Raw genomic sequence first — 16,395 nt, 5'->3', positions numbered from 1 at the left:
AAAAGTGTCGGGGAAACCGCTATTATGCCAGCGCCGTCTACCGCCGCGCGCCGCGCAAGACCGACACGGCTTCCTGCAGATGCGCGGGCGTCGCGTCCTCTGGCGCGATCGGTTCGCCGACCGCGAGCGTCAGCCGCGTCATCGCCCCACGCTGGATCGGACGCGGCCATTGCGCATCTTCGTGGCGCGAGAACACGCTGCCCCACAGACCGCGCAGCGCCATCGGCACGACGGGCGCCGGATGGCGCCGCAGAATCTCCGAGATGCCGTGCCGGAACGGATTGATATCCCCCGTGCGCGTCAGCTTGCCTTCGGGAAAGATGCAGACGAGATCGCCGTCATCCAAAGCCCGCGTGCAGGCGGCGTACGCGCGTTCGAGCATGTCGGCGTCCTCGTGTGCGGGCGCGATCGGAATCGCCTTCACATGCCGGAACATCCAGCCGACGAACGGCGTGCGAAAGATGCGGTGATCCATCACGAAGCGAATCGGCCGCGGACTTTCGGCCATGATGACGACCGCATCGACGAAGCTCACGTGATTGCACACGAGCACGGCCGCGCCATGCGCCGGGATGCGCTCGGCGTCGACGAGACGGATCCGATAGAACGTGTGCACCAGAATCCACGCGATGAAGCGCAGCAAGAACTCCGGCACCAGCGAATAGATATAGACCGCGACGACGACATTGAGCAGCGCGGTCGTCAGAAAGAGTCCCGGAATGCCGACGCCCAACGACGTAAGCGCAAGCGCCATCAGCGCCGACACGATCATGAAAAACGAATTGAGGATGTTGTTCGCCGCGATGATGCGCGCGCGATGAGTCGGCTGACTGCGCGCCTGGATCAGCGCGTAGAGCGGCACGCTGTAGAAGCCGCCGAACATGGCGAGCAGAAAGAGATCCGCGAGAATGCGCCAGTGCGACAGCGTCATCAGGAATTCGCCGACGTTGAGCAGATGCCCGGCCGGCGCGATGCGATGGCTCGCGAAGAACAAATCGATCGCGAACACGCTGATGCCGATCGAGCCGAGCGGCACGAGCCCGATCTCGACGCGCCGCTTCGAAAGCCGCTCGCACAGTAGCGATCCCGTGCCGATGCCGATGGAAAACGTCGCGAGAAGGATGGTCACGACGTCGGGATCGGCGGAAAGCACGTCCTTCGCGAAATTGAAGAACGATGTGAGAAAGGTTGCGCCGACGAACCACAGCCACGAAATGCCGAGCAGGCTCAGAAACACCGTGCGGTCCTGCTTCGCGAGCTTCAGATTGCGCCATGTCTCCGAGACCGGATTCCAGTTGATGCGCAAGTCCGGCTGCGATGCATCCGACTTCGGCACGAACGCCGACGCTACGCGCCCGACGATCGCGAACGCGATGCACGCGATCGCGAGGAGCATCGCGCCGTGTTCCGACGCGCCCGCCGCCGCCCCGCCGATGATCGTGCCGATCAGGATCGCGACGAAGGTGCCCATCTCGACGAGTCCGTTGCCGCCGACGAGTTCATGCGAATCGAGATGCTGCGGCAGATACGCGTATTTGACGGGGCCGAAGACGGTCGAATGCACGCCCATCAAAAACGTGCACGCGTAAAGCAGCGGCGCGCTGTGCAGCAGAAAACCCGCGCCGCCGATCAGCATCACGACGATCTCGAAGCTCTTCACGAGCCGCGCGAGCACGGCCTTGTCGTACTTGTCGGCGATCTGGCCGGACGTCGCGGAGAACAGCAAGAACGGCACGATGAAAATCGCGGAAATGAGAAACGCGGCGGTCTTCGGATCGACGCCGGAGAAGCGCGCGGCCTGAAACGTCACGAGCGACGTGAAGCCGACCTTGAAGACGTTGTCGTTCATTGCGCCGAGGAACTGCGTCCAGAAGAACGGCGCGAAACGGCGCTCGCGCAACAGGCGAAACTGCCCGTCGCCTTCGGCTTGGGAACGTCGGGAAGCGCGCGGCGAGGCGCGCAGCGGTTTGTCACTCATGTCTTGCGCAATAGTTGAGTTCGGCGTTGATCGCGCAATGTCCGCGGTCGAATCCGAATGGAAGGGAAACCGGGCGAAATGCTAACCCTCCCACTTGGGCCAGACGTAAAAAAGCGCGCCATGAGGGCGCGCTTCGGTGGGTCCGATGCACGCGAAGCGCGACGCCTCGCGACATCGACATGCTCAGCGTGCTTCTTCCTGCTGCTCCGGCCAGTCGCGGATATACGCCTTCAGCATGCGATTTTCGAAACCCTGCTCTTCGACGACCGCCTTGGCGACGTCATAAAACGAGATGACGCCCATCAACTGACGCTTTTCCATGACCGGCAGATAGCGCACGTGATGTTCGAGCATCATGCGGCGCACTTCGTTTACGTCCGTTTCGGGCGTGCAGGTGAGCGGATGGTCGTCCATGACCTTGCGGATGGTCGTCGCGCCGACCGAGCCGCCATTGTTGTGCAACGTCAGGATGATTTCGCGGAAAGTCAGCATGCCGACCAGATCGCCGTACTCCATGACGACGAGCGAGCCGATATCGTGCGCGGCCATCGTGTCGATTGCGTCGGAGAGCGGCGTGTCCGGTGTCACGGTGAACAGCGTGTTGCCCTTAACTTTCAGAATGTCGCTGACTCGCATGACTGTCTCCTAGCGAAATGCCTGTTCGATTGGCCGAACGATGATGAAACCATAGGCCGATGCTATCGGAAAGGCCCGCAAAAGGAAAGCGAACGGGACGACGGTTCGCCCGCATTGGCCGAACGGACAAGGCTTTGCGCGATCGAAGGCCGCGCGTTCGCCCTAGGTTTGGGCGCGCGCATCCGATGTTAGGATGATTGACCCTCATTTTCGCCGCACGCCGGCCGTCTCGCGCGCCGGCCGCCTATGATGCCAGCCAACCGTTTCGACACGCTCGCGCTGCACGCGGGCGCCGCGCCCGATCCCGTCACCGGCGCGCGCGCGACGCCGATTTATCAGACGACGTCGTTCACCTTTCGCGACAGCGATCACGCCGCCGCGCTCTTCAACATGGAGCGCTCGGGGCACGTGTACTCGCGCATCTCGAATCCGACCGTCGCGGTGTTCGAGGAGCGCGTCGCGGCGCTCGAAGGCGGCGTCGGCGCCATCGGCACGGCGAGCGGCCAGGCCGCGCTGCATCTCGCGATCGCGACGCTGATGGGCGCGGGCTCGCACATCGTCGCGTCCAGCGCGCTCTACGGCGGCTCGCACAATCTGCTGCATTACACGCTGCGGCGCTTCGGCATCGAGACGACATTCGTGAAGCCGCACGATCTCGATGCATGGCGCGCGGCGGCACGGCCGAACACGCGGCTTTTCTTCGGCGAAACGCTCGGCAATCCGGGGCTCGACGTGCTCGACATTGCGGGCGTCGCGGAAATCGCGCACGAGCACGCCGTGCCGCTGCTCGTCGATTCCACGTTCACGACGCCGTATCTGCTGCGTCCGTTCGAGCACGGCGCGGATCTCGTCTATCACTCCGCGACCAAGTTTCTCGGCGGACATGGGACGACGATCGGCGGCGTGCTCGTCGACGGCGGCACGTTCGATTTCACCGCGAGCGGACGCTTCCCCGAGTTCACCGAGCCTTACGACGGCTTTCACGGCATGGTGTTCGCCGAAGAGAGCACCGTCGCGCCGTTCCTGTTGCGCGCGCGGCGCGAAGGCTTGCGCGATTTCGGCGCGTGTCTGCATCCGCAGGCGGCGTGGCAACTGCTACAAGGCATCGAAACCTTGCCGCTACGCATGGATCGGCATGTCGCGAACACGCGCAAGGTGATCGAGTTCCTGCTGAGTTCGCCGGCAGTGGAAGGCGTGGCCTATCCCGAACTGCCGACGCATCGCGATCACGCGCTCGCCGGACGTCTCTTGCCGCGCGGCGCCGGCGCGGTCTTCAGCTTCGATCTGAAGGGCGGCGTGCCGGCGGCGCGCAAGTTCATCGAAACGCTCACGCTGTTTTCGCATCTCGCGAACGTCGGCGATGCGCGCTCGCTCGTGATTCATCCAGCATCGACGACGCACTTCCGCATGGATGCCGCCGCGCTCGAAGCTGCGGGCATCGGGCCGGGGCGCATCCGTCTGTCGATCGGACTGGAAGATCCCGACGATCTCATCGACGATCTCAAGCGCGCGCTGAAAGCCGCGCAGAAAGCGGCAGAAAGCGCTCCGGACGCGAGCGCCGCCGCGCCGCTCGGGAGCCGCGCATGATCCTCGACGTCCACGGCCGCGCGGCCTATGCCTACACCGGCGGCAAGCCTTTCGACGCGACGCGCCCCGCCGTGGTGTTCATTCACGGCGCGGAACACGATCACAGCGTCTGGGCCTTGCAGACGCGCTATTTCGCGCATCACGGTTTCGGCGTGCTGGCGCTCGATCTGCCAAGTCACGGAAGAAGCGCCGGTCCCGCGCTTTCGACCATCGGCGAGTTCGCCGACTGGGTCATCGCCGTGCTCGACGCGGCCGGCGTGCAGCAAGCGCTCTTCGTCGGCCACAGCATGGGCTCGCTGATCGCACTCGATGCCGCTGGCCGCTATCCCGACCGCGCGGCGGGTCTCGCCCTGCTCGCGACGGCCGCGCCGATGGCCGTCTCCGATACGCTGCTCGACGCCGCACGCGAGCACGAGCCCGAAGCCATCGCGATGGTCAACCAATGGTCGCATTCGACGATCGCCGCGAAGCCGTCGAGTCCCGCGCCGGGCTTCTGGCTGCAAGGCGTGAATCAGCGGCTCATGGAACGCGTGAGCCTGCGCGGCGAAGCGCTGCTTTTTCACACCGATTTCAGCGCCTGCAACACCTACGCCGACGCGCTCGAACGCGCGGCCGCCGTGCGTTGCCCGGTGTGCATCGTGAGCGGCAAGCGCGACCTGATGACGCCGCCGCGCGCTGCCCGTCCGCTCGTCGATGCCTTCAGGAAAGCCGGCGCGTCCTTGAAGACCGTGGAACTCGATGCGGGCCACGCGATCATGACCGAGCAGCCCGACGCGACGCTCGATGCGCTGTTCGCTTTCGCGCTCGCGTGCGCCAGCGCGAAAGCGCCGTCGGCCTGAAAACGCGCGTGCGGCGGGCCGCGCAAGCCCGCCGTGGCTGCTTGCATGGCGCGACTGGCAGTCGCAGAATGATTCTTGCTGGCTAATCTTCAGACACCGGCACGCATCATCAGGGAGGCCGTCATGGCGCACACCGCACATGGTGAACATTTCGCGAATTTCGCCGAGTTTTATCCCTATTACCTCGAAGAGCATCGCAACCTGGTGTCGCGCAGGCTGCACTTCATCGGATCGCTGGGCGTGATCGGCTGCCTCGCGATGGCGATCGCAACCGGCGACTGGCTCTGGCTGCCCGCGGCCGTCGTCTGCGGTTACGGCTTCGCGTGGATCGGCCATTTCTTTTTCGAGAAGAACCGCCCCGCGACGTTTCGCCACCCGATCTACAGCCTGATGGGCGACTGGGTGATGTTCAAGGACATCTGCGTCGGCAGAATCTCGCTTTGATATGCGTCGAACGAAGGCTCAGGCCGGCTGCTCCGGCATGGACGAGCGCGGCACCTCGCGCAGACGCGCGCTCGTCAGCGCAGACGCGCGTGCCGCGATCAGCGAGCCGAGCGTGATTTCCAGCTTCTCGTTATCCAGCGCGTTCATCAGCGCGCCGCAGTCGACCTGCGCCGCATCCAGCTTCAGTTGATATTCGAGTTCCGCGCGATCGATCACGAACTGCTCGAAGAGCATCGTCACCGTGATCTGATTCGGATTGGCGATCAGCACATAACGCGGCATGCGCGAATCCTCCAGCCTGCCGATCCAGCCGAGCGCGTCGAGCCGCGCGATCAGCCTCGTCGACGTATCGAGATCGCAGCGCGCCAGGGTCGAAAGCTGCAAGGACGTGTAGCCGGGCTTGCCCTCGTCCCGCGCCTCGACGAGCCGCGCGAGGATCTCGAGTGCATCGAGCAGATCGCTACCCGGAAAATCGCGCCGATGATATTGCCCCGTGCGAATCGCAGGCAGCGCGGATGTGACCATCGCGCCGATGAGCGCGAACATCCAGCACAGATACACCCACAGCAGAAAGACCGGCAGCGCCGCGAACGCGCCGTAGACGGCGGTGTAGGTCGGAATGCGCCGTACGTAATAGCCGAAGCCGCGCTTGCCGAGTTCGAACGCGACGGCCGCGATCAGCCCGCCGACGATCGCATCGCGCCATTCGACCTTGCAGTTCGGCATATAGACGTAGATGAACGTGAAGGCGAGCGCCGTCAGCGGCAGCGAGACGCCTGTGAGCGCCCATTCGACGATCGGCGGCATCAGGTTGTGCGAGCCCGCGAACGCGACCGAATGCGCGAACACGTACGAGGAGATCGACAGGCTGCAGCCGAAGAGAATCGGCCCGAGCGTGATGATCGACCAGTAGACGAGCACGCGCTGCGCGATCGGGCGCGCCTTCTTCACGCGCCAGATCACGTTGAACGCGGACTCGACCGTCATCATCGTCATGACGGAGGTCACGAACAGAATGATCATGCCGACGGTCGTCAGCCCCTTCGCCTTCGACGCGAACTGGTTCAGATACTTGAAGATCTGATCGTTGATCTGCGGCGGCATCAGGTGCACCGCGAGGAAGTCCTGAAGCGACGCCTGGAAGGAGCCAAAGATCGGGAACGCGGTGAAGAGCGCGAACGCGACCGTGGCGAGTGGCACGAGCGACAACACGCTCGTGAACGTGAGGCTGCCCGCCACTTGCGCGACGCGGTCTTCGCCGATGCGCCGCGCGACAAAACTGGCGAGACGCCTGACCGCCGCGAGATCGATAAAAACGTGCTGCAAACGCGTTCTCCCGTCATGGCGTCCCGCGTGCAAAGCCGCTTCTCGCCACGAAAATCACCCAATACCTATAATAGCCGTTCACTAAAAAAGCCTTATGAACGACATCCTCGTGCTTTACTACAGCCGCCACGGCGCGACGCGCGAGCTCGCACTCGCAATCGCCCAGGGCGTCGATAGCGTGGCCGGCATGCAGTCGCGTGTGCGAACCGTGCCGCCGGTTTCCGCGGTCTGCGAAGCGACCCAGCCCGACATTCCCGCCGACGGACCGCCCTACGCCGAATTGCGCGATCTCGAAGAATGCGCCGGCCTCGCGCTCGGCTCGCCTACGCGCTTCGGCAACATGGCCGCGCCGCTCAAGTACTTCCTCGACGGCACCACGCCGCAATGGCTGTCCGGCGCGCTTTCGGGCAAGCCTGCCAGCGTGTTCACGTCCACCGGCAGCCTGCACGGCGGCCAGGAAAGCACGCTTCTTTCGATGATGCTGCCGCTGCTGCACCACGGCATGATGATCGTCGGCATCCCGTACACCGAATCGCGGCTCACCACGACGCAAAGCGGCGGCACGCCCTACGGCGCGTCTCATCACGCCCGCGCGGGCGGCGACGAAAATCAGCGGCACGGCATTTCCGCCGACGAGAAGGCGCTCGCAATCGCGCTCGGCGCACGGCTCTCACGCACCGCGCTCAATCTCGTGCGCGGCGCCCGTTCCGCATGACCACGCCGATCTCCACAGCACGTCCCAACGGCGCGCTCGCATCGGGCGCGCTTGCGAGCCTCGTGGCGCTCGTCGTGCTCGCGCTCGTCTGGGAGCTCTGGCTCGCGCCGCTGCGTCCGGGCGCATGGGCGCTCGCGCTGAAGGCGCTGCCGCTCGCGTGCGCGCTGCCGGGCGTCGCGCGCAAAAATCTCTACACGCTGCAATGGGCGTCGATGCTCGTGCTGCTGTATTTCGCCGAAGGCATCGTGCGCGGCATGACCGATGCGCGCCTCCCCGCGTCGCTCGCCTGGCTGGAAGCAGCGCTCGCCCTCGCGTTCTTCGTCTGCGCGCTCGCGTACGTCGCACCCTTCAAACGCGCGGCCCGGTTGAACGCTCGTGCGGAAAAAAGCTGAAACGTTCGCTTTTTTCGCCCGCGTTCTGCCCGGACGTGATGCTTTGTAGCATGAAACCTCGCCCTGCGCGCGTGCCTATGCCATTCGGACGAGGGTCGCGCGCCGCTCGCCTGCGCGATACTGTGCACTACGCTCTACCGGATCCTTTGCCCATCTGCCCATGACCGCCACTCAAGCTTTCATCGCCGCGTGCGCCGACGCTCTCGGTGCATCGCATGTCCTGACCGACGCCTACGATACCGAGCCGTACCTCGTCGACTGGCGCAAGCGCTATCGCGGCACTGCGTGCGCCGTGCTGCTGCCCGCCGATACCGCGCAGGTCGCGGCCGTGGTCCGGATCGCTCGCGAGCATCGCGTCGCGATCGTGCCGCAGGGCGGCAACACCGGTCTCGCAGGCGGCGCAACGCCAGATTCGAGCGGGGCGCAAGCCGTCATCAGCCTGAAGCGGCTCAATCGCGTGCGCGGCGTCGATCCGCATAACAACACGATCACCGTCGAAGCGGGCGTCGTGCTCGCCGAAATCCAGGCGCGCGCCGAAGAAGCGCAACGGCTGTTCCCGTTGAGTCTCGCCGCCGAAGGCAGCTGCACCATCGGCGGCAATCTCTCGACGAACGCGGGCGGCACCGGCGTGCTGCGCTATGGCAACACGCGCGAGCTGTGTCTCGGCCTCGAAGTCGTGACGCCGCAGGGCGAAATCTGGGACGGCCTGCGCGGGCTGCGCAAGGACAACACCGGCTACGATCTGCGCGATCTCTTCATCGGGGCGGAAGGCACGCTAGGCATCATCACGGCGGCGGTCATGAAGCTGCATCCCGCGCCGGTCGCGAAGGTCACGGCGCTGGCCGGGCTCGCTTCGCCGCATGCCGCGCTCGACTTTCTCTCGCTGGCGCAGCATCACGCGGGCGCGCTTCTGACCGGCTTCGAGCTGATGTCCGATTTCTCGATGCGGCTCGTCGGCAAGCATTTCCCGCAACTGCGCTATCCGTTCGGCGAACCGCACGCGCAAACCGTGCTGCTCGAACTTTCCGACAGCGAAAGCGACGAGCACGCCCGCGCCCTCTTCGAGCGGCTGATGGAAGAAGCGCTCGAGAAGGGCATCGTGGAAGATGCCGTCGTCGCGGAAAACCTCGCGCAGTCGCAGGCTTTCTGGGATCTGCGCGAGCATATTCCGCTCGCGCAGGCCGAGGAAGGTCTGAACATCAAACATGACATCGCCGTGCCCATTTCGAGCATCGGGCGGTTCATCGAGGAAACCGATGCGATCATCGCGAAGACAGTGCCCGGCGTGCGCATGGTGACGTTCGGCCATCTCGGCGACGGCAACCTGCACTACAACGTGCAGGCGCCCGAAGGCGTCGACCCAAAGCGCTTCCTCGGCGAATTCCAGACGCCGATCAACGCGCTCGTGTATGACCAGGTGCACCGGCACCGCGGCAGCATCAGCGCGGAGCACGGCATCGGCCAGTTGAAGGTGGATGAAGCGATGCACTACAAGTCGCCGGTCGAAGTCCGTCTCATGCAGACGATCAAGGCCGCGCTCGATCCGGACAACCTGATGAATCCCGGCAAGGTCGTGCGCTGGAACGCGACGCTCGCGAAGGAGAACATCGCATGAAGATTCGCGTGCTGTCGGACCTGCATCTCGAATGCGACGAGCCGCTGGCGATTCCGTATGCAGAGGCCGATCTCGTCGTGCTGGCTGGCGACATTCACAACCACGCCGAAGGTTTGCGCTGGGCCGCGGAAAATTTCGATTCCGACGTGCCCGTCGTCTACGTGCCCGGCAATCACGAATACTACGACGCCGAGTTCGGCGCGATGGAAGCGGCAATGCAGGACGCCGCGCGCAGCGTCGACAACGTGCACTATCTGAACAACGCGTCGCTGGTGGATCGGCGCGGCGCGTGGCGCGTGCTTGGCACGACGCTGTGGACCGACTTCGCGCTGTTCGGCTCCGGCGATGCGCAAATCGAAAACGCCAAGGCCGCGTGCACGAAAGTGATGCTCGACTATAAGGGCCTCATTCAACTCGCGTGGCCCGAGCCGGACGGCGAACCGCGCGAATTCGCACCGGACGATTCCCTCGCGCTGCACGAACAGTCGCGCGCATGGCTCGAGAGCGAACTCGCGAAGCCGTTCGCAGGGCAAACGATCGTCGTCACGCACCACGCGCCGATGCGCCAGAGCCTCGCGCCGCGTTACGCGGAAGATCTCGTGTCCGCGGGCTTCGTTAATCATCTGCCGTCGCTCGCGCGCGCGCCCGCGTCGTTGTGGATTCACGGCCACACGCATACGTCGTTCGATTACGAAGTGGACGGCACGCGCGTCGTGTGCAATCCGCGCGGCTACTTCAGCCGCCGCGAGCAACGGTGGGAGAATCCGGATTTCGCGTGGGACAAGGTCGTCGAAATTTGAAACGTCGCGGACTTTGCGGAGGAACGCCATGTGCGGCCGAATCAGCCAGTACCGACTGCCGATGCATTACGCGCAGCGTCTGCATCTGAGAAATCCGTTCGTGCTGGTCGATGCCGCCGACAGGCGTCCCGGCTATAACCTGTCGCCCGGCACGCATCCGCTCGCCGTCTATCCCGACGAAACCATCCGCGCGGTGCATTGGGGCTATTGCCCGCCGTGGGCGATTCAGAAGAAGCTGCCGCAGACCATCAACGCGCGCGTCGAGACGGCGGCGACGAGCGCGTATTTCAAGCATCTATGGAAGAAGGCGCGCATTCTCGTGCCGGCCGATGGCTGGTTCGAATGGCGTATCGAGCCACGCCCGGGAGACCCCGCCGCGAAGCCTTTCAAGCAGCCCTACTTCATTCAGCGCGCGGACGGCGAGCCGATGTACCTCGCCGCGCTGACGAGCATCATGCGCGACGACGACGCTGCCGCGCCCGGCGCGGGCTTCGTCATCGTGACGGCGGCGGCGGACGAAGGACTCGTCGACGTGCATGACCGGCGTCCGCTCGTGTTCGCGCCGGCAAACGCGCGCCGCTGGCTCGATCCGGACGCGTCGCCCGACGATCTCGCGGCGCTCGTCGAGTCGGACGGCGTGCCGGCGTCGCACTTCGTCTGGCACCGCGTATCGGCCGATGTGAATCGCGCGACCAATGATGAGCCGCGACTCATCGAGCCGCTCGAAGCCTCGCTGTGAAGGCTGTGTGAAGTTCGTTTAGCGCCGCGGCCGATCGTCGTCGATACGGATCGGCACCAGGCGCCGCTTCGCCTCGCGCTCCGACTGCGCGCGCATGGCGTTGAACAGATCGCGCGACGCCGGAACGGCGATCAGGACGAGAAGCGCGGCGAGTGCGAGCAAAAGAGGCGTACTCATGTGACTTATCCCGGTCAAAGATGCGTGAGAACCAGTGCAGAAAGTATCAAGCTGCGGACAAATCGTGAGTAAGCAAGTGTTGCGCCGCGGCTTTTTTCGTAACTGAACGCAGCTTCATCCGGTGTTCAGGCGACGACGAATTCCTTGAGCGATTCCGCGTCGGCCGCGAGCGTGTCGGGCAGCGCCTCGCGCAGGAACTCGACCCACGTGCGGATCTTGGCATCGAGATACTGCCGCGACGGATAGAGCGCGTACACGTTCAACTCCTGCATCGTGTATTGCGGCAGCACGCGCACGAGCGTGCCCGCGCGCAAGCCCGGCAGCGCGGACGACGTCGGCAGCACGCCAATGCCCATGCTTTCGCGGATCGCGGCGACCATCGCCTCGGCGACGTTGACCGTGAACGTGGACGGCCCGAGACTCACCGTCTCCTGACCGTTCGGGCCGTCGAAAACCCAGCGGTCGGCCGGAAACACCGGCGTCATCAGATGCAGGCAGGTATGGCGCACGAGATCGGAGAGCACGTGCGGCGCGCCGTTCTTCTCGATGTACGCCGGCGACGCGCACGCGATGCTGTACACCGAGCCGAGACGCGCCGACACGAGACCCGAATCCGGCAGATCGGAAGCGAGCACGATCGACACGTCGTAGCCTTCGTCGAGCAGATCGGGCACGCGCTGCGCGAGCGTCAGATCGACCTGCACCGAAGGATGCCGCTGCTGATAGCGCGAAATCATCGGCACGACGTAGTGCTGGCCGAAGCTCGTCATCGAATGGACCTTGAGCTTGCCGGACGGACGCGCGTGCGCATCGCCGGCCTCGGCTTCCGCCTGATCGACATAGGCGAGGATTTGCTCGCAGCGTTGCAGATAGCGCTCGCCCGCTTCGGTGAGCGCGATGCGCCGCGTTGTCCGGTTCAGCAAGCGCGCGCGCAAGTGCGCCTCGAGGTCGGATACGGCGCGCGATGCGTAAGCCGTCGTCGTGTTCAGATGCTGCGCGGCCGCGGTGAAGCTGCCCGCTTCCACGACCCGCACAAATACGCGCATGTTCTGGAGCGTGTCCATGCCGCTAATTCCGTCTTAAAAATCGTTCGTGACTCGGATTGTTACACGCGTAACAACAACGATTATCACATCCCTCGTAAAAATGCTTTGCATCCTTACGGGTTATTCGACAATCTGCGCAAAAATATAATCGCTTCTTGGCATCTAATTCATTTTAGGAGTGAATCGTGCGGGGACGACTGTCCAGAAGCGCTGCAGGCGCGGCCGTTCTTGCAGCACTATTAACAATCGGTGGATGCGCAAGCAGGGGCAAAATCGCGCCGCAGGATTCCCTCACGGACGCGGCGACGCTCGATGCCGGCAGCGCCATTCGCGCCGCCAACGCAGACGCCCAATGGCCCGCCGAGCAATGGTGGCGCGCCTATCGCGACCCGCAACTCGACGCGTGGATCGCACGCGCGACCGCCGGCAGCCCCACGCTCGCGATGGCCGCGGCGCGCGTGCGCGAAGCGCAGCAACAGGCGGGCGTCGCGCACTCCGAGTTGCTGCCGCACGTCGACGGCTCGATGAGCATCGCTCGCAAGAACTGGCCCAACAACGATTTCTACGGCCCGGGCACGTACGCCGACACGACCACCTGGGACAACACCGCGGGCCTGTCGCTGTCGTACAACCTCGATCTCTGGCATCGCGACGACAACAACGCCGAGCGCGCACTGGACGTCGCACACGTTCGCGCCGCCGATGCCCGCGCCGCGCAACTCGAACTCGAAACGAACGTCGTGCGCGCGTATATCGGCTTTTCGCAGTCGTTCGCGCTGCTCGATATCGCGGAGCAGACGCTCGCGCAGCAGGAGCGCATCGCGGATCTCGCGCGGCGACGTTTGAAAGGCGGGCTCGGCACGCAGCTCGAAGTCAGCCAGGCCGAAGCGCCCTTGCCCGAGTACGAACGTCAGGTCGATGTCTACAAGGAAGAGATCCAACTGGCGCGCAACCAGTTGGCGGCGCTCGCCGGCGACGGCCCCGGCGCGGGCGAAGCGCTCACGCGTCCCGACCTGTCGCTCGCCACGCCGCTCCCCCTGCCCTCCGCGCTGCCGGCGGAACTCGTCGGACATCGGCCGGATATCGTCGCGGCGCGCTGGATGGTGGCCGCGCAAGCGCGTGGCATCGATGTCGCGAAGGCCGGGTTCTATCCGAACATCAATCTCGCTGCGTCGCTGACGCAGGCGTTCGCGGGCGGCGCGCTGCTCTCGTTCCTGACGCGCGACGCATCCGGCTACAGCTTCGGCCCCGCGATCTCGCTGCCGATCTTCGAAGGCGGACGCCTGCGCGCGCAGCTCGGCGCGGCATCGGCGCAATACGATCAGGCCGTCGATCATTACAACGCGACGCTCGTCGCCGCGCTCAAGGACATCGCCGATCAGGTCGTGCGCGTGCATTCGCTCGATACGCAGCTCGAAGCGTCGGGCCGCTCCGTCGCCGCCGCGCGCAAGAACTACGATCTCGCGAACGAAGGCTACAAGCGCGGCCTCACCGATTATCTGAACGTGCTGATCGCGCAGACGCAATTGCTCAAGGCGCAGGACGGCGAGGCGCGCGTGCGCGCGCAACGCCTCGCGTCCTACGCGACGTTGACGTCGGCGCTCGGCGGCGGCATCGACGATCCGTCGAACGGGCCGCAGCAGACCGCGCTCGCGCCGTCGAAGCATATCGGGCCGTTCAGCAAGGCACGGGATTGAGCATGTCGACGCCCGCTTCTCTCATCGGACGACAGCCGCTCAAGGAGGTCGTGCTCGACTGGGCGCGCACCGACGGCCTCGCGTGGATCTACATCTTCAAGGCGGTGCTCGCTGCGCTGCTGTCGCTGTGGATCGCGATGCGCCTCGACATGGCGCAGCCGCGCACCGCGATGACCACCGTGTTCGTCGTGATGCAGCCGCAAAGCGGCATGGTGCTCGCAAAGAGCTTCTATCGTTTCTGCGGAACGATGGTCGGTCTCGTCGTGATGATGATCCTCATCAGCCTGTTCTCTCAGCAGCCGGTGCTGTTCCTCTCGGCGACGGCGCTGTGGGTCGGCGTCTGCACGGCGGGCGCGGCGCGCAATCACAACTTCCGCTCGTACGGCTTCGTGCTCGCCGGTTACACGGCCGCGCTGATCGGCATTCCGGCGGCGCAGCATCCGGAGGCCGCGTATCTGTCGGCGCTCACGCGCGTCGGCGAAGTGACGCTCGGCATCGTGTGTTCCGGCGCGGTGAGCGCGCTCGTCTTTCCGCAGCACGCGGGCGAGCAGGTTCGCACGACGGTGCGCCGCCGCTTCGCGCAGTTCGTCGATTACGTGTGCCGCGCGCTGTCGGGCAACATGGAACGCGCGCAGATCGAGCGAACCAATCTCGCGTTCGTGTCGGATATCGTCGGCTTCGAGGCCGCGCGCAGCGTCGCCGTGTTCGAGAATCCCGAATCGCGGATGCGCGGCGGGCGGCTCGCGCGTCTCAACAGCGAGTTCATGAGCGCGTCGACGCGCTTTCACGCGCTGCATCAGTTGATGAACCGGCTGCGCGAGAACGCATCGGCAACGACGATCGCCGCGCTGGAGCCATTCTTTCGCGAAGTGCCGCCGCTCTTCTCGGTATCGGGCGAACCGGTGAAAAACGCCGCCGATGCCGCGCACGCCGCCGCGCAACTGCGCGACTACAAGGCCGCATTGCCCCGGCGCGTGCGCGCGACGCGTGCCGCGCTCGAAGCGGATCCGGACTTCGCGCAACTGGAGTTCGATACCGCGACGGAACTGCTGTATCGCTTCGTCGACGACATGCTCGCCTATGCCGAAACGTATGCGTCGCTGAGCTCGCCGTCGCACGAACGCGAGCGCTGGATCGCGCGCTACGTGCCGAAGACGAACCTGCTCGCCGCGGCGATTTCGGGCCTGCGCGGCGCGATCGTGATGTTCGTCCTGTCCGCGTTCTGGATAGCGACGGCGTGGCCGAGCGGCGGCACGATGGTGCTCAACGCGGCGGCCGTGTGCGCGCTCGCGTCGTCGTCGCCGCGTCCGACGCTCATGTCCGCGCAAATGGCGCTCGGCACGATGCTCGCGGCCGTCGCCGGGATGATCGTCGTGTTCGGCGTGTTTCCGCATATCGAGGGCTTCGCGATGATGTGCGCCGCGCTCGCGCCCGCGCTTTTGCTCGGCGCCTATCTGAGCACGCGGCGCGCGCTCGCCGGCGTGGGCATCGGCTATTGCATCTTCTTCTGCTTTCTCGCGGGGCCGGACAATCTCGTGCACTACGATCCGACCGGCTATATGAACGATGCCCTCGCGCTCGTGCTGTCGATGATCGTCGCGGCGGTCGCCTTCGCCGTCCTGCTGCCGACCGATGCGCCGTGGCTGCGGCGTCTCCTGCTCGGCGATCTGCGGCGCGAAGTCGTGAGCGCGCGCCATGGACGTCTCACGCGTCTCACGACGCACTTCGAAAGCCGCACGCGCGATCTGCTCGCGCAAATCAACGCGCTCGCGACCGGACGTCCCGACTTGCAGCGCGATGCGTTGCAATGGCTCTTCGCCGTGCTCGAATTCGGCAACGCGGTGATCGATCTGCGACGCGAGATCGCAGGGCTGTCGAACGCGCCGCAGTACGCGGCGTCGATGCCGTGGCGCCGCTCGATCGACGCGACGCTCGACGCCATCGCGCGCCTTTTCGATCGCCCGAATGCGCAGCGCTTCGACGCCACGCTCGCCGCGACCGAACGCGCGATCGACGATACGCGGGATGTGCTCGCGCGGTTCGATCTGCCGCGCGAGGAAAAGCATCGGCTGCAGCGCATCGCCAGTCATCTTCATTTTGTCCGGACCGCGCTGCTCGATCACGAATCGCCGTTCGCGCCCTTCGTGCACGGTGCGCCGGTTCGGAAACACACGCCAGAAGGAGCGGACCATGTTCCCGCGTAACGTCGCGATCCTCGAAGCCTATGTGCCGACGATCCTGCTGCTCTTCATCGCCGGCGCGATGATCACGTGGGTCGTTGACCGCGCGCTCGCGCTGACGGGCCTTTATCGCGTGGTCTGGCATCCGGCGCTGTTTCGCGCGAGCATGCTCGTCTGCATTTGCGGGACGCTCGGGCTCATCGCGTATCGCTGAATCGACATCA

At 65.2% G+C, this 16,395-nt stretch carries 16 protein-coding genes; 11 read left to right on the top strand and 5 right to left on the bottom strand.

Going from position 1 to position 16,395, the window contains the following annotated elements; all coding sequences use genetic code 11:
* Positions 1-37: 37 nt before the first annotated feature.
* Together NCS67_RS04885 and NCS67_RS04880 are read right to left on the bottom strand one after the other, a co-directional pair.
* Positions 38-1,978 carry an MFS transporter gene (locus NCS67_RS04885; RefSeq protein ID WP_250434510.1) on the bottom strand — a complete coding sequence of 647 codons (1,941 nt, stop codon included), beginning with the start codon at positions 1,976-1,978 and terminating at the stop codon, positions 38-40.
* A gap of 183 nt (positions 1,979-2,161) precedes the next feature.
* Positions 2,162-2,614 (bottom strand): CBS domain-containing protein, encoded by a 453-nt coding sequence (locus NCS67_RS04880; protein ID WP_008350333.1) that lies wholly within the window; start codon positions 2,612-2,614, stop codon positions 2,162-2,164.
* A gap of 249 nt (positions 2,615-2,863) precedes the next feature.
* Here NCS67_RS04880 and NCS67_RS04875 point away from each other — a divergent pair, with 249 nt between their 5' ends.
* The 3 genes from NCS67_RS04875 (at position 2,864) to NCS67_RS04865 (ending at position 5,484) form a co-directional block, all read left to right on the top strand.
* On the top strand, positions 2,864-4,201 hold the full coding sequence (locus NCS67_RS04875; protein WP_033537221.1) for an O-acetylhomoserine aminocarboxypropyltransferase: 1,338 nt from the start codon (positions 2,864-2,866) through the stop codon (positions 4,199-4,201).
* A complete protein-coding gene (locus NCS67_RS04870; protein WP_175979952.1) occupies positions 4,198-5,040 on the top strand; it encodes an alpha/beta fold hydrolase in 843 nt (280 codons plus the stop codon). The genes NCS67_RS04875 and NCS67_RS04870 overlap by 4 nt, the downstream gene beginning before the upstream one ends.
* A 123-nt stretch (positions 5,041-5,163) precedes the next feature.
* The gene (locus NCS67_RS04865) at positions 5,164-5,484 is read left to right on the top strand and encodes an Mpo1-like protein (RefSeq protein ID WP_008350338.1); all 321 of its coding nucleotides are present in this window, start codon (positions 5,164-5,166) and stop codon (positions 5,482-5,484) included.
* A gap of 18 nt (positions 5,485-5,502) precedes the next feature.
* Here the strand turns inward: NCS67_RS04865 and NCS67_RS04860 are convergent, their stop codons facing one another.
* Entirely contained in the window at positions 5,503-6,810 is a 1,308-nt protein-coding gene (locus tag NCS67_RS04860) for a YihY family inner membrane protein (protein ID WP_175979951.1), read from the bottom strand.
* A 94-nt stretch (positions 6,811-6,904) separates the two neighbouring features.
* Here NCS67_RS04860 and wrbA point away from each other — a divergent pair, with 94 nt between their 5' ends.
* From wrbA to NCS67_RS04835, 5 genes are all read left to right on the top strand, one after another.
* Positions 6,905-7,525 (top strand): NAD(P)H:quinone oxidoreductase, encoded by a 621-nt coding sequence (wrbA, locus tag NCS67_RS04855; RefSeq protein ID WP_250434507.1) that lies wholly within the window; start codon positions 6,905-6,907, stop codon positions 7,523-7,525.
* A complete protein-coding gene (locus NCS67_RS04850) occupies positions 7,522-7,917 on the top strand; it encodes a DUF2069 domain-containing protein (RefSeq protein WP_175979949.1) in 396 nt (131 codons plus the stop codon). The genes wrbA and NCS67_RS04850 overlap by 4 nt, the downstream gene beginning before the upstream one ends.
* A gap of 160 nt (positions 7,918-8,077) precedes the next feature.
* Positions 8,078-9,532, top strand: coding sequence for an FAD-binding oxidoreductase (locus tag NCS67_RS04845; protein ID WP_250434505.1), 1,455 nt, complete (start codon positions 8,078-8,080; stop codon positions 9,530-9,532).
* Complete coding sequence (locus tag NCS67_RS04840) at positions 9,529-10,332, top strand: metallophosphoesterase (protein ID WP_008350349.1); 804 nt, start codon at positions 9,529-9,531, stop codon at positions 10,330-10,332. The genes NCS67_RS04845 and NCS67_RS04840 overlap by 4 nt, the downstream gene beginning before the upstream one ends.
* A 28-nt stretch (positions 10,333-10,360) precedes the next feature.
* Positions 10,361-11,071, top strand: a complete 711-nt coding sequence (locus tag NCS67_RS04835) for an SOS response-associated peptidase (protein ID WP_034472073.1) — start codon at positions 10,361-10,363, stop codon at positions 11,069-11,071.
* 18 nt (positions 11,072-11,089) lie between these two features.
* Here the strand turns inward: NCS67_RS04835 and NCS67_RS04830 are convergent, their stop codons facing one another.
* Together NCS67_RS04830 and NCS67_RS04825 are read right to left on the bottom strand one after the other, a co-directional pair.
* Positions 11,090-11,248, bottom strand: a complete 159-nt coding sequence (locus tag NCS67_RS04830; protein ID WP_244807928.1) for a hypothetical protein — start codon at positions 11,246-11,248, stop codon at positions 11,090-11,092.
* A gap of 125 nt (positions 11,249-11,373) precedes the next feature.
* Positions 11,374-12,312 carry a LysR family transcriptional regulator gene (locus tag NCS67_RS04825; protein ID WP_008350353.1) on the bottom strand — a complete coding sequence of 313 codons (939 nt, stop codon included), beginning with the start codon at positions 12,310-12,312 and terminating at the stop codon, positions 11,374-11,376.
* A 167-nt stretch (positions 12,313-12,479) separates the two neighbouring features.
* Between NCS67_RS04825 and NCS67_RS04820 the strand changes: the two genes are divergently transcribed.
* From NCS67_RS04820 to NCS67_RS04810, 3 genes are read left to right on the top strand one after another with little or no spacing between them, the layout of a single operon-like run.
* Positions 12,480-13,991, top strand: coding sequence for an efflux transporter outer membrane subunit (locus NCS67_RS04820; RefSeq protein ID WP_034472078.1), 1,512 nt, complete (start codon positions 12,480-12,482; stop codon positions 13,989-13,991).
* 2 nt (positions 13,992-13,993) lie between these two features.
* Positions 13,994-16,195: an FUSC family protein gene (locus tag NCS67_RS04815; protein WP_250434503.1), complete on the top strand. Its 2,202-nt coding sequence runs from the start codon at positions 13,994-13,996 to the stop codon at positions 16,193-16,195.
* Positions 16,182-16,385, top strand: coding sequence for a DUF1656 domain-containing protein (locus NCS67_RS04810; protein WP_250434500.1), 204 nt, complete (start codon positions 16,182-16,184; stop codon positions 16,383-16,385). The genes NCS67_RS04815 and NCS67_RS04810 overlap by 14 nt, the downstream gene beginning before the upstream one ends.
* Positions 16,386-16,395: the final 10 nt, after the last annotated feature.

The sequence above is a fragment of the Caballeronia sp. ATUFL_F2_KS9A genome, from assembly GCF_023630765.1.
Classification (GTDB): Bacteria; Pseudomonadota; Gammaproteobacteria; order Burkholderiales; family Burkholderiaceae; genus Caballeronia; species Caballeronia zhejiangensis.
The sequence above is the reverse complement of the archived record's forward strand: the minus strand, read 5'-3'. Positions and strand labels throughout refer to the sequence as shown.